The sequence below is a fragment of the Amphibacillus indicireducens genome (assembly GCF_039539605.1).
Lineage (GTDB): Bacteria > Bacillota > Bacilli > Bacillales > Amphibacillaceae > Amphibacillus > Amphibacillus indicireducens.
Map to the genome: position 1 here is coordinate 18,216 of NZ_BAABDL010000155.1, position 15,114 is coordinate 33,329.

Genomic DNA, 15,114 nt, shown 5'->3' on the forward strand with positions numbered 1-15,114 from the left:
GAATCATTATCATTGGCCATATTATTATAATTACCCGGCATTCAACACAGCCATGCAACAAAATTGGTGGAGCTATCCACTCGGGATCGAACATCAAGATTTAACAACGTATATTGTCAGTAATGATCAGCACCCATTCTCAAAAGATCAAGGACGAAAGCCATCTGTCATTAACATAAGCCAAGCAACCAAACAAAATAAAACATTTCGGACAGCAATTTGGACAGGGAAATACCTTCAAGTCACATTGATGAGTATTGAAGTCGGGGATGAGATTGGTTTAGAAATCCATTCTAATCATGATCAATTTTTAAGAATTGAAGCTGGGAATGGTTTAGTACTAATGGGAGACAACAAAGAACAGTTAATTTTCCAAAGAAGAGTTGAGTCTGATTCTGCGGTCATGGTGCCGGCAGGGAAATGGCATAATATCAAGAACACTGGTAACCAACCACTAAAGCTTTACTCAATTTATGCCCCAGCTGAACATGAATTAGGGACAGTTCATCAGACAAAAGCTGAGGCAATTAAAGAAAGCGGTCATTACTAATAAAATAATCATAGGAGGCTTGGACACCTATGATTATTTCATTTTGATTATGATCTAAACTAGATTCACACAAAATAAAATGAACTATTTAACCTTAACAAAGTATTTCTGCTTAAAAATCAATATAGACGATTTCAGAGCGACTACTATGATCGAATACCTATTTAAAATTATCGATATTGACTAAAAGTAGTAACCTGAAAATTCATACCACCAACATTCAACTCAACTACCTGCTGTGCATACTTTTGATCTATGTTATCCACTCTAATAATTATCTTTTTAAGTGAAAGGTAAAGCGCTTTATGTTAAACTATATATTGTTATATAAAAAATGATTTGGGGGTTTTATTATTGAGTGAACAACTAATTGGAGTACCATTAGAAGGTTTTGCTGAATTCAGTCGTAAAGTTGCTGCTGAAGGGGCTGTTTTACTAAAAAATGATTTTAACACGTTACCTCTTCAATCGGATGAAGTTATTTCTGTCTTCGGACGTGTACAACAAGATTATTATCGTAGTGGAACAGGTTCGGGAGGAAGCGTTAATGTTAGCTATACAACCAACCTGATTGATAGTTTAATGGAAAAAGATCAGATTAAGATCAATCAAACATTAGCTTCAATTTATAAAGACTGGATTCTAGAACATCCATTTGATAATGGTGGTGGCGGTTGGGCAGCTGAACCTTGGCACCAAAAAGAAATGCCACTCACAAAGGCAATTGTTCAAGAAGCTAAAAATCAATCTGATAAAGCAGTAATCGTGATTGGTCGAACAGCAGGTGAAGATCAGGATAATGCTGCTGAACAAGGAAGTTATTTACTAACGGGTGATGAGCTAAAGATGATTGAACTTGTGACTGACCACTTTGATCGAGTAGCTGTCGTATTAAATACATCGAATATCATTGATACAAGCTGGCTTCAAAACTATAATGTCCAAGCTTTGCTATACACATGGCATGGCGGGATGGAAGGTGGGCGAGCTGCGAGCGATGTACTGGTTGGTGAAGTGACACCAAGCGGGAAACTGACAGATACAATCGCCTATGCGATTGATGATTATCCCGCAACAACTAATTATGGTGATGACCTTAAAAATATTTATGCGGAGGACATTTACGTTGGTTATCGCTACTTTGAAACCTTCGCACCGGAAAAAGTTCAGTTCCCATTTGGCTTTGGTTTATCCTATACAACATTTGAATTCAACTGTGCTCCTGCACAAACAAAAACTGTAGATGGTACTGAACATATAGAGTTTAATGTGACTGTGAAAAATACAGGATCAGCTTACGCTGGAAAAGAAGTTATTCAAGTTTATCTAGAAGCACCTCAAGGAAAGCTTGGTCAACCAACTCGTTCACTCGTAGCCTTTACAAAAACAAAACTTTTACAACCGGGTGAAGAAGAAAGCGTTTTACTACGTATTAGAATCGATTCTCTGGCATCTTATGATGATGCTGGCGTGACTGGTTATCGATCTGCCTATGTACTTGAATCCGGCCATTATCTGTTTCATGTTGGTACTAGCGTAAGAGAGACAATCCAAGTTAATGTTGATCAAGAGACTGGCTATTTTGTTCCTGAAATTCGTTTGATTAAACAATTAGAAGAAGCATTGGCTCCGATCGAGCAATTTAAACGAATGATGCCAGGGAAAAAATTAGCCAATGGTTGTTATCAATTAACTTATGTCGACACACCTCAGCGTCAAATCTCAATTAGAGACCGAATCGAGACGAGAATGCCAGAGGAACTTGAACAAACGGGGGATCAAGGATTCAAACTCCAAGATGTAGCTGATAGAAAAGTATCAATTGAAACATTTGTTTCTCAGTTTTCTGATCAAGAATTAGCAACAATTATTCGAGGAGAAGGAATGAGCAGTCCTCTCGTGACATCGGGGACAGCATCAGCATTTGGCGGAGTAAGTGATTCACTCTTAAATTATGGTTTACCTGTTGCCTCTACGGCAGACGGACCATCTGGGATTCGAATGGATAGTGGTGAAAAAGCAACTCAAGTTCCTATTGGTACACTATTAGCTGCAACTTGGGATGAAAAGATAGTTGAAGAACTATATGTTTTAGAAGGTAAAGAATTGGCTCGTAATCAAATCGATCTATTACTAGGACCAGGAATCAACTTAAGACGCCATCCGCTCAATGGTCGAAACTTTGAATACTTCTCTGAAGATCCATTTTTAACTGGAGTAATGGCGATTGCGAATTCCCGCGGTATTGTTAAAGGTGGTGCACACGCAACACCAAAACATTTTGCCGTAAACAGCCAGGAGCATTCTCGCACTAAAGTAAATGCAGTTGTTTCTGAACGAGCATTACGTCAACTTTATTTGAAAGGGTTTGAAATGATTATCAAAGAAGGTGGAGCCAAGGGAGTCATGACTGCCTATAATCCAATTAACGGTCACTGGTCAGCATCAAATTATGATCTAAATACAACAATTTTACGTGGCGAATGGGGTTTTGATGGGATTGTCATGACAGATTGGTGGGCACATATGAACGATCCAATTGATGCCGGAGAGTCTGATCGAAGAAATACACATCATATGATTCGCGCACAAAATGATCTCTATATGGTTGTTGCAAACTATGGTGCAGAAGTGAATTCTAGTCAAGACCATACATTAGAAGCATTAGAAGCTGGGACTTTGACGCGAGGCGAATTACAGCGCTCAGCAATTAATATCTGTCGATTCTTAATTGATGCACCGGTATTTAATCGTAATCAAACCTTTAATGATTCATTTGGGAAGCTCGCTCCACTCACATTCAGTGAAGAACCAACAGATCGGGTTCAAAACTTAGAACCAAATCAAAAATTAAAGCCCAATTCAAAGGAGCCAATTTTCTTTAAGGTTGAAGAAGCTGGTGAGTACCGTATGTTTGCTGATTTATCATCACCAGGAGCCGACCTTGCTCAAACATCATGTAACATTGTGATAAATAATCAGACCGTTGCAACAGCACAAACAAATGGAACAGACGGTAAAACAATTAAACAAAAGCTACAGCGAATAGAGTTAACACAAGGTTTATATGAATTAAAAATCAAATTTACAAAACCAGGGATCGTTATTGAAGAGATTCAATTTATAAAAGTTAATTAAACAAATTAGTATCATTTGATATGATTTTTTAAGAACATTTATGACACAAAGAACTACAAGTATATTTGTAAATATTTCAGGAACAATTTTTCTAATAAAAAAAGAAGCTGAGGAGATTAACCTCCCTGCTTCTTTTTTAATTTTAGATTAAGCCAATTGAACATGAATCGATTGAACCTCTTTTGCTCGAATTTGCTCTGCTAAATCCCCCGAAATAACAGAACCATCAATAGAAATTTTTTTCTTATTCGCTAATAAGCAAGTGTATTTAACTGGTTTAACTCCGAGCGTGCCATAAGTATCTTTCCGTTCAATATTCTCATAAGTAACATCTATTTGACTAAATAGTTTGAATTGCACTTGACCATTTTGATCAAATAGCCAGCTTGGTAACTTTGGTGATAATTCAAAGCTCAACACCTGATCATCAAAGCTGAATGGCTTTTGTCCAACAAACATAGAAAACCACATATGCAAGAATTCCACTGTAGCTCCACTTAACCTCGCAATGAATCCTTTCCCATGTAATAATGGATCAGGATTGGCACTACTTGCAATAAATGAAGAGTTCTCCAATATACTTCTTCCATATTTTTTAGGATCATTAAACAAAACAAGTCCTGTTTTGATCTCTTCAAAAAATTCATCATAGAGTTCGTTTTTCAACAATTCTAATAAATATTTATAAGACATATGCAAGAAAACAGATTCGTTCTCTAACCAGCCAGGCGTGAAAAATTTGGCGCGACCTAACTCAATTGGCTCTGTTTTAATCGAGACACTTGTTTTATACATCCCCAATTTTCGGTCATAAAGGTCTGATTTTTTTACTTTTCCATAGATTTTTTTAGCCACTTTTGGATCGTTAGAAAGTTTTAACTGTTTAACAATCCCTTCTAAAAAAGGCAAGACAGCATGTGGATTGATTGACTTCACTTCTTTACTATTTGGTGAAAGCTCAACATCAAAGTAAAAATAGGTTGGAACAAGATCCTCATTAAATGCCTCAACAGCATCAATAGCTAAATCGACAAAATGTTCGAATACCTTAACACTCTTGATTGCATGCTCAATTGTACAAGTAAAAAGTTTACCTGTTATTCCTGACTTAATTGAAGCACGATAGCGCTCACGTATAGTTGTGATCGCCTGCCATAACTCCAAATTCAAATCAGTCTCTTCAATAGATTCTAAGCATTTAGTTAAATTTTTAATAAACTCCCCGGCTTCAACAGGTAAAGTAATGTCTGTATTGGTGGCTGGGTGATCAATCTTTAATAGATTTAACAATCGTTTCAATTCATAGAGTTCTGATACACCTGCGCCAAACATTCCTGGTAAACCATTAAGCGCATCATTCCAGCCAGGTTTTCCAGCCTCCATTTCAATTCCTAACCCAAAAGGAGCAATTGTGGCTGATTTATTAGTTGCTAATAAAAATAGTTTAGAAAATAAGTTTGTCGTGAAAATCTGACCTTGATTGTGATTGGTTCTAAGCCATTGCTCTGCACCACTTGCTTGTTTACTTATCTTTATTTCATCAATTGTTAATGCATTATATTGGCGAACCTTGCCATTACCCTCTACATATTTAACATCTTGAGTATTGACAAATGCGGGGCTATCAAAATAGCGATAACCATCCGCAAAGAAAAGTGCACTTTTCTTATCTGGATAAACAGCTAAATAGGTGTCAATTAAGTCCAAATTATAAGTCCAGTGATCAATCCAAAACCCTTCTCCATGTTCCGCCTCCAATACCTCATCACTTGCTGTTAATACGCTTGTTAGGAATACTTCAAAAGAAACAGTCAAATTTACTTCATTATCATCTAAATATCGCTTTACATCACCTGGTGTATAGCCTTTTAGTAACAATGCTTTCAATGCTTCTTGTAGGTGCTCTTTTATACCAAATCGGCCAAAATCAAAATCTGCTTCCTTCAAGGTAAATTGGACTGTTTTTATAGCTAATGGGTTGTAACCGTCTAACTGTATCAAATTAACGAACTTCTTAATATTACTATCCCCAACACGGGGATCGAACAACACATCAAGTCGTCTGTTCTGATTCATATCACGGTAATTGCCATTACCCTGTGAATAATAAGAAGGGCTTATTGAAAAATAATTATAATCCCTTTCTAAATCACCATGCTTACGAGAATATAAATAAAATATTTGTTTAGCCGTTTCATTCTCAAAAACTAACGGAAATCCACCACGCAAACCATTATCTAAATAATTTTGCTTAACATATGCATCAAAATGTGGTAATGCTGTTTGTGTCTCTACATGATCTGTAAGTTCCTTTGTCAGCTGAACGGCTGAACTTCGGTAACTTTTAAACTTGTCCGAAGACACTTGTTCAGCTAAAAAACGTCTGGCTTGTTCCTTATTTTCAACTTGACCAATCACTGAAAAAAGTTTGATCTCTTCGTGAGCTTTAAAATGATAGTAAACAGGGGAAAAGGCACAAGCTGTTTTATTCGTGCCAATCTGAGCATTAAAATCAATCTCAGTTACACAATTATTTTGGAAAAACTCAGCCTGCCTTAGTGATGAGTCTCCTCCAAACACAAAATTCCGATCATAAAGTGGTGGAATAATTGATTCTCCTTGCCCCGTTTGAAGTAATGAAATATAGAAGTTACCTCCTTCAACTTGTGAAACTGCCGCTTCATCTTCCGTACTCCCTCGTAGGAAATAGTAACCAAACTTTTGATCAATAAGCTCGACATCAAACCAGCTTTTTAGTGTATGGCTCATTGATTTATAAGTATCATTATTCACTTTGGCTGGAAGTATTGTTGCTAGACCATCAAGAAGCTCTAAAGTTAAATTTTCTTCAGTATCATTTTTAATTGTTACTTCTCTAATAAAGCCTGGAATAGATTGATGAGGTAAATTATAGTAAGCAATATCAATTTTTAGTTTATCGCGTTTGTTTTCATGACTGAGCTCTAGAACATTACTATCAATAATCATACTATCTTTTATTTGTTGATCAGATCTATTAAATGGCTCATAACTAAACGATTCTTTACCTCTTTTTCCTTTTATAAATGTTCGAAAGCCTTGCAACGGTACAACCTGATACGCTTTATCAGCTGGGTAAAATTCAGTCATAGCATTATCTTTGTTTTCCACGCCAAAGCTTGCAATCGCCTGACCTCTATTAACATAATATACCCACATCGGAATCCCATCTTCTCCAGCTAAACCAGGCAAGAAGCTCGAGAATGGACTTGCCTGACAATAATTATCAATTTTAAATTTTAAATCATCCATTAATTTATACATGTTATCAACCTTTCTAACCATTCAAAATTATCTAATCCTATACAGAGCTACTTGATAAGTATCATTTCATACTCTCTTGAGCTAACTTTATCTATCTAGGAAACCTAAATGGTAAAGCGCTTTCCTTTTTGGTGAAATTAAAATTCAGACTCGACTACAGGATTCTCGTTTAATTAGTTGAACAGGTATTATCTTTGTTGGATCGTCAGTTTTATGGTCAATTTTATTAAGTAACATAATAGCAGCTTGACGGCCAATGAGATCTTTATCCTGTCTAATCGTTGTTAACGGCGGGTCAATATGTTGAGCAACAGCAATATCATCAAAACCAATAATTGAAATATCATCAGGTACCTTTAATCCAGCTTCTTTAATAACCTTGATTGCACCTAAGGCCATATGATCACCAGCAACAACAACTGCCGTTGGTCTATCTTGTAATGATAATAAGCGAATCATCGCTTCTCGCCCGCCCTCATATGAGAAAAAGTTTCCATTAACTATATACTCATCCGGAACACTCAAATTCAGTTTTTCCATAGTTTCTTTGTAACCTTTTGCTCTTTCTATTGCACTAAATATTTTTGTATCTCCCGCAATATGAGCAATCTTTCGATGACCTAACTCAAATAAATATTCAACTGCTAATTTACTACCCTGCCGATTGTCACTATATACTGATCCCGGCTTTTCTAATGGTCGATCAATATAAACAGTTGGAATTGACGATACACTATCATCACCCTCTGATTGAATAACCATTACTCCATCAACACCGCGATGCTTTAAATGTTTATATGTTTCCTGTTTCAATCCCATATCTCTTGAAACAAAGAGAAGATCATAATTATATAATTCTATATGTTTCTTAAATCCCTCTATAACCTCACTAAAAAAAGGATGTGCAATTCCTACACCTAAATGCTCAGCAAAAACGACACCAATCATCCACGATTTATTTGTGGCTAAAGTTCGTGCCGACGAATTAGGTGTATAACCCAGCTCTTCTATAGCATCCAAAACAGACTTCTTTGCCTTTTGACTTACATTTGTATAGTTATTTAAAACCTTTGATACTGTAGTTATTGAATAACCCGATCTTTTTGCAATATCATATATAGTTGTCATTATATACCACCTAATAAAAAGCGCTTTTCATCATAGTATATGACTGCTTTTTTTTTGTCAATAAATATTAGCATTACTCAGCTCCATCTGAATGAAACAGTTATATTTCGAAAATCAATTTCATTTTTACTTAATAGATGCTAAAACACGGACAATAAAGTTAGAGCATGCACCCGTGATTATCACTCTCGGTGAATGTTTTTCTAAACGCATTAGTCATCTAAATCACCAATTGAAAGTCAATGCGTTCAGAAAATGGTTAATAAATCAAACTTTATCTCCTCAGTTAAAAGTGTATAAGTTGAGTACTAAGCTATCTAAACAGCTAAAAGCTGAATAGATAGCTTTTTTAAGAATCAGTAACACAAAAACTACTTCATTCCTTCTTTTCTTCCTCGGTAGACCAAAAATAAAGCTCCAGTAATCACTAATAGGGTTCCTAGGAAAATTAAATTATACATGCGTGTCATTGTAATAGGAAGTACTTGCCCATCTATTTTTTCTGAAGAAACATCACCCTTCGATGTAATTCCGGCTTTATTTTCATTTAATTTATCTTTTAAAGTTAAGACATTTTTTTCATCATCTTTGATTGGTGCTTTAATCTCTCCAGTGGAATGCCCATTATCTTCAAAATCAGATTTAGACTTTTCATCCCCGTATTCTTCAAGCTCCCTGATCTCATATTTAAGGGTATTTAGCTTATTCTGTAATTCCACTACAGTTTGTTGAAGCTCACCATAATTAGATTGATCTGCTTGCTCACCTAACTGTATTTCGAGTGCTTTAATTCTGTCTTCAAATTCTGTGATCTTCTCTAGATTAGCAGACTCTATCATTGCTAACTCTTCCTCCAGATCAGATATTATTCTTTCCAACTCTTCTACTCTTTTCTCTAAACTCTGATCAAATTTCACATTATCAACATAGGCTCTTCCAGCAAAGTTACTTTCATTATCAGCAAAAATTAAAATCATATTTCTTAAGAACGTATCATCTGACACATTGATATTTGTAATATCGATTTCCACTTCATAATGATACAACCCATCATCTGTTAATGGTTGTTCTGCTATTTTTCCTAAATCGATGACAAAAACATCAGATGATTGTGCCCAATAACCAGCGGATTCTGGTTGGAAAACGAGATTAATTTCAATTTCACCTTCTGTAGCCCTTCCCTCTATCGGATCGATATAAAAATCGAAAGAGACAAACTCATTATCGACACGATATAAATCGTCAGACCAAAAGTCTAAACGTGGAGCACTTGCCCAATTATCAGATGGTTTAACTTCTGGGTAAGCATACTCCCATGACAATGCATTTGAACCGTTTGCCTCTTCAATTGTTAAGGCCGTTCGAACACCTGATTCTCCCTGCCATTCCCATCCTTGTCTTGTTCCATCTTCAAAGTCAGATGGAAACGTTGCTTCACCTTGTGGATCATGTTCAATTGGAACTGGGACGGCCTCACGGTCTCCAGAAACAGTTATATTATCTAGATAAATAACATCTGCATCTTCGGTGCCAACAACTAGTATAATATTATTTAATAAGCTACCCTCAGAATCAGTTGCTAAATTAGCAAGATTGGGTGACGCAGCTGTATCTATCGATAAAACAGCTTTATATAATCCATCATCTTGCTGCGTGAAATCCTCAATTTCTACTAGTGAATTATGAGAAGGGTTTGCCCAACCATACTTCTCACTTTGAGGAATTGCTGCTATTGCTACTGTTGTAGGCTCGTGGACAATAACATCCATTGTTAATTCCGTAGCACCTAAGATGTCCAACTCACCATTCCAATTATCAGAAGATATCCGCGCATTATCCCAGTATGTTTCACCCTCCCCGCCTATGTCATGACTTGGATCAAGACCGGAAATTTTTAAAGCGTTATTTTCATTTTCTAACGTAACATTAATTGGACTATCACCATTCAAACCAAACCCCTGTGTTGTATCATCATTGAAATCCCAGATTACTTCAGTAAATTCTTCCTTTGGTGTTCGATCAATCGGCTCATATTCAATTCCCTTAATCCGTGCGCGAATGTATTCACCTGATACACTTAGTTCTTCAAGTGACCATTCTTGATCTTCACCTGGATCAAGATTTGTAGCGTCTGATTCGTTTAATATAAATGGGATAAACGCCCCAGACGTTTCATTTTTATTCGTTAATGACCAATTGGCCCAACTAATATTGTTTTCATTTAAAAAGTTAAGCCATATATCCGCTTCATTTAAGTAAGGACCATTATCACCATTCGCCTCACTCACGCCCCACTCTGTAGCAAATACAGCAGCCCCATTATCAAGAGCATATCTCACGTTCGCCATCACGTTCGAGCGCGCATCACTCGGCGTCCCCTCAGGGTAACTCTCATTTGTACCGTTATGTGTTCCCGTATAGAAATGAACAGAGTACATAATGTTATCCGCTTTAATTGGATTATCAGCAGCTAAATCTGGGCGCTGACTCCAATTGGGATTTCCCACTAAAATTATATTGTCTCCTTTTTCTCGCAACATTTCTACGATTGGCTCAGCATACTCTTTCACTGCCTGCCAACCTTCTTCGTTATTGGTAATTCCATTACCACCACTATTATTTGGACTTGGTTCATTTGCCAACTCCCAAATGATATAATGTTTTTTAGGGTGATCTCTATAGTGATCAGCTAATTCCTCAAAAAAGTCATAAGCACCACTATATACTGGCTCTCTTGGATCACCTGGTGCATGCACATGCCAATCAACAATAACATACATATCATTTTCAAAGGCAAGTTCAATTCCTTCATAAACTAAGTCTTTAACATCAGGATTAGTTGCGTAACCTTCTTCTCCCACATACATAGCTAGACGGATCATGTTTGAATCCCAGTCATTAGCCAATGTTATAAAAGCATTCTCATTAATGATTTCGCCAAACCACTGTAAACCATGAGTACTCATACCACGTAATTGGATGGGATTATCATTTTGATCAACTAATGTCAGTTGACCGTTTACTTCTTTAACTGATAATTCCCCACCCTCTTCAGCATTCCTTACACCATCATCAAGTAAATAAGGATATGACCCATAGTTAGATTCATGTGGTATTTCCGAAATTGGAAGTGGATTGACAATGTTCGTTTCCCCTTCTTCATTATCTTCTGCACTAATCACCGGTGTAAATACAGAGACAACAAAAGCAAAAGTTAGCATAAATACTAAGTAGCGTCTTAAATTGTTCTTCACAATGAAACCTCCACATATATACTTTTTGCCATCGGTATTCGTCGTACCAAACGTGTTACTCTATTGCTTCGCCTTTATATGTTTCCACCTGCTTTTATCAAGAGCGTTTCTTTTATTAACTCAGATTTGAGGATAAACAGGCAACCCTATCTCTCAGACACCGACAAGATAGGGTTGTTGTTTTTCATATAAACGAGATTGACGTAATTTACTAGAATATTATTGATCCTTCTTTAGCACGCTTAATTTTCTTCTTGTGAAAAATGCTAATGCCATTCCCACTAATAGTACGCTAGAACCAATAACTAACCAGTTAAATGTAGCCGTTGCAGTCTTCGGAAGTTTATTACCGGACTCTGGATTTTGATCATCGCCAGCAGGCACAGTTACTTGGTCATCGCCATCCTCTGTAGTCGGAAGTTTATTATCAGACTCTAGATTTTGATCATCGCCAGCAGGTGCAGTTGCTTTGTCACCATCAGCCTTTGTAGATTGATCGTCTTCATCAGTACCATTTACTACATCATCCTGATCGCTAAGTAATGCTTTAAACCTTGCAATTTCTTCTTGTAAGGCAACAATTTGTTGCTCGATTTCTGAATTTCGATCTTCTAGATTATTGTATTGAGTCTTTAGAGCTAATAGTTCTTGTTCCAGATTGTTAATTCGATTTTCAAAATCTTCTAGATGACTACTATCTTCTAAATCTTTAATTCTATCTTCTAAATTACTGATTCTATCTAATAACTCTTGCATTTGTTCTTCATCATCTTTGTCACTAGGATCAGTTGCTTGATCATCGTCCTCACCAGGTTCTTCGTCAGTTTCTTCTACTTTCCTTAAGACCACATTATCAATGAAGATATCATGTTCATCAGATGGTATATTGTCACTACCATCTCCTCCAAAAGAAAAACCGAATTTCGTATCTGGATCTGTTTCTTCGTTCATTGTAAATTCGTAATTATAAGTTTCCCATGAATCAGTCAATGAAACAGTTTCTTCTAAATATTTCGTATAGTCAGTGCTATTCTCAACATTTAAAAGTACCGGTCTATCTATTGTTGATCTTGCTTCAAAAGAAAGCTGATAAGTAGCATCCTTTTCAATATTAACTCCTTTTTGATAAAGCTGAATCGCCCAAGTGGCATATCCAACATCAGTAATATTTACTTTAAAGTGACCATCTTCATCTACCTTAAATTCAGCTTTAGAATGATTAAATTCAGTTGACCAATGTGATAGACTATCAAATATTCCATTTCGAATAAGATTGTCTTCAATTCCATCAGATGCAAGAACTCTTGTTAGTTCCACATTATCAAGATAAACATTATCGTCGCTTCCGCCGATATTAAATTGAAGCTCAACATCATTATCTGTAACTACATCTACATTAAATTTAAATGAGTATTCTTTCATTTCTGGATCCAAACCTACTGCTTGATCAGCTATCACATTGCCATTTGACGATACTAGGCTTACTCTAATATCTCTTGATACATCTGCACTTGCATCAAACGTTAATTGATAGCTATTCCCCTCTTCTAAATTAACTTGAGGTTGCACAAGTTGGATTGATTCAGCATGGGCTCCACCATTATTAATCAAGGCATCAAACCTGCGCTCATCAACTGCACTACCAATATAGTAATTAACATCCGAACTATCATCTGCTTTGAATTCCCAGAACGCCATTCTTCCTATGCCTTGATCAAATGTCCCATTGTAAATATAGTTACCGCCTGGAAGAGGTGATCTTGGTTCAAAGGATGGCTCTGTAGTAGAAGCATCTTCTATCTTGTCTAATCTCACATCGCTAAGCCAGACATCCGCATCATTTAATCCCATATTAAATTCGAAACGAGAGTTTAAATCCGTTCGTTCTGGCATGACAAATTCAAATTCATAGTCTCCCCATTTTTCAGAAAGTCTCACAGGGGGGATTAGTGAATATTCTGAATACCCTCTGGAAGCACCACCGCCAAGTTTTACTTTTATATCTCTTTCTTCTTCTGCTTTGGCTCTAAAGCTTGCTTTATATCTAGCACCTCGTTCAAGTGGAACCGTATCTTGAATTAATTGCACGCCATAGTCCACTGTACCACCAGCCGTTATCGCTGCATGGAATTCACCATTCTCAACTTCAATTTTAGCATCTCCACCTGGTCCTTGTAAAAATGTCCAGTGATCTGTACCTGAATTGAAACTACCGTTATAAATATAGTTACCATCTTCTAGTGGAGCTCTTCCTTCCGAATCTTCCTCTTCCGGCTCAGGTTTCTCACGAACAGGATATTCATCTTTTTGATAAACTCTGACGTAATCTACCGCCATTTGTTGTGGAAATACAGTCGTATCATCTGGGTTTCCTGGCCAACCACCACCTACAGATATATTCAATATTAAGAAGAAATCCTGATCGAACGGCGCTGGATAAGTAAACTCATCTGCATTACCTGGATGTTTTGAATGCCAATCATTTGCAGTGTTGAACAGTTCACCATCTATATACCAGCGAATTTCTCCCGGTTCCCACTCCAGAGTATAAACGTGATAATCTTCAGCAAAACTCTGACCATTAGGCAATTTGTACGTTCCTTGTGAGTCTCCTTTAGGGACGCCATAATGAATATTTGCGTAAATCGTGTCAGGCTCATGCCCTAGCAGCTCCATAATATCAATTTCGCCACCTACTGGCCATGTTCCGTAGAAAGGCTCATCTTCCGGCATCATCCAGATTGCAGGCCACATACCTTGGCCTGTTGGCATTTTTGCTCTTATTTCAAATTTTCCATAAGTCCACATTTGCTTGCCTTTAGTAATTAGTTTTGAAGATGTATAGTTGTATGTTTCACCATTAGGCTCTGTAATTTCTTCCTCTCTAGCTTCAATAAACAACTTTCCATCTTCAATCCAAGCGTTGTCTTCGGTGTAAGATTGAATTTCTTGATTATAGCGCCCATTCTCAGGGTGATCAAAGCTCCAGTTATCCATATTAATTTCATCTTCATCAAACTCGTCACTCCATACTAATTTCCAATCGGAGTCTGTGACATCAGATTCTGAAGCACTAATCATTGGCACATTAAAATTTGAAACAATTAGCAATACACTTAATAAACCTATCGTCCATTTCTTTAACAATTACTTTTCCTCCTTTAATAATATATTTCTCAGCTACAATAAATCCCAACAGTATTTAGTAACCACCTCCTTAAAATTATTATTTTTCTGCGTTAATTCCCTGTTAATAAAAGGTTATAATTATATTATCCCTCCCTATCTTAATTTCTTTTTTCAGCACGATTGAATACGCTTCCATTTAAATTTAATTATCTTTTCATCTTATTTATTTATAGATCGTTAAGATGAAAATTTTAAGTAAAGCGCTTCCTCAAATTATTTTAAAGGGGGAACTTCAAAACAGTAAATCGACCAATACAGAAACTACTTAACTAAATATTATAACATTATATCGGAAGCGCTTTCGTGATTTCATTATAAAAGAAACATTACCTTTTTGTCAACCGAATTAATAGTAGATAAATCAACTATATCCTAAAAATTAACCTTGAAAACGATATCATACTAATATATACTGAAGATAAAGTACTACGGTTTATTAATCTAATTCATATAAATTAATCAATTTTTCACCATATACTCAGTCATTTATTACACTAAAAACCGGAAGCGCTTTGGTGTTTTTGAGGCTTTTATAGAAAGCGCTTTACTTAG

General features: G+C 36.3%; 6 protein-coding genes. 2 read left to right on the plus strand and 4 right to left on the minus strand.

The genetic code is table 11. The annotated features are described in order from the left end of the window. Window positions 1-52: 52 nt before the first annotated feature. Both ABD814_RS13010 and ABD814_RS13015 read left to right on the plus strand, forming a co-directional pair. Window positions 53-550, plus strand: coding sequence for a cupin domain-containing protein (locus ABD814_RS13010; RefSeq protein WP_344914149.1), 498 nt, complete (start codon window positions 53-55; stop codon window positions 548-550). 354 nt (window positions 551-904) lie between these two features. After that, window positions 905-3,688 (plus strand): glycoside hydrolase family 3 protein, encoded by a 2,784-nt coding sequence (locus ABD814_RS13015; protein WP_344914113.1) that lies wholly within the window; start codon window positions 905-907, stop codon window positions 3,686-3,688. Window positions 3,689-3,835: 147 nt separating this feature from the next. Here the strand turns inward: ABD814_RS13015 and ABD814_RS13020 are convergent, their stop codons facing one another. The 4 genes from ABD814_RS13020 to ABD814_RS13035 form a co-directional block, all read right to left on the minus strand. Then, the gene (locus tag ABD814_RS13020; RefSeq protein WP_344914116.1) at window positions 3,836-6,991 is read right to left on the minus strand and encodes a hypothetical protein; all 3,156 of its coding nucleotides are present in this window, start codon (window positions 6,989-6,991) and stop codon (window positions 3,836-3,838) included. A gap of 144 nt (window positions 6,992-7,135) precedes the next feature. Further along, window positions 7,136-8,119 (minus strand): LacI family DNA-binding transcriptional regulator, encoded by a 984-nt coding sequence (locus ABD814_RS13025; protein ID WP_344914118.1) that lies wholly within the window; start codon window positions 8,117-8,119, stop codon window positions 7,136-7,138. 371 nt (window positions 8,120-8,490) lie between these two features. Next, on the minus strand, window positions 8,491-11,373 hold the full coding sequence (locus tag ABD814_RS13030; protein WP_344914121.1) for a carbohydrate-binding domain-containing protein: 2,883 nt from the start codon (window positions 11,371-11,373) through the stop codon (window positions 8,491-8,493). A 219-nt stretch (window positions 11,374-11,592) separates the two neighbouring features. After that, the gene (locus ABD814_RS13035; protein ID WP_344914124.1) at window positions 11,593-14,520 is read right to left on the minus strand and encodes a carbohydrate binding domain-containing protein; all 2,928 of its coding nucleotides are present in this window, start codon (window positions 14,518-14,520) and stop codon (window positions 11,593-11,595) included. Window positions 14,521-15,114: the final 594 nt, after the last annotated feature.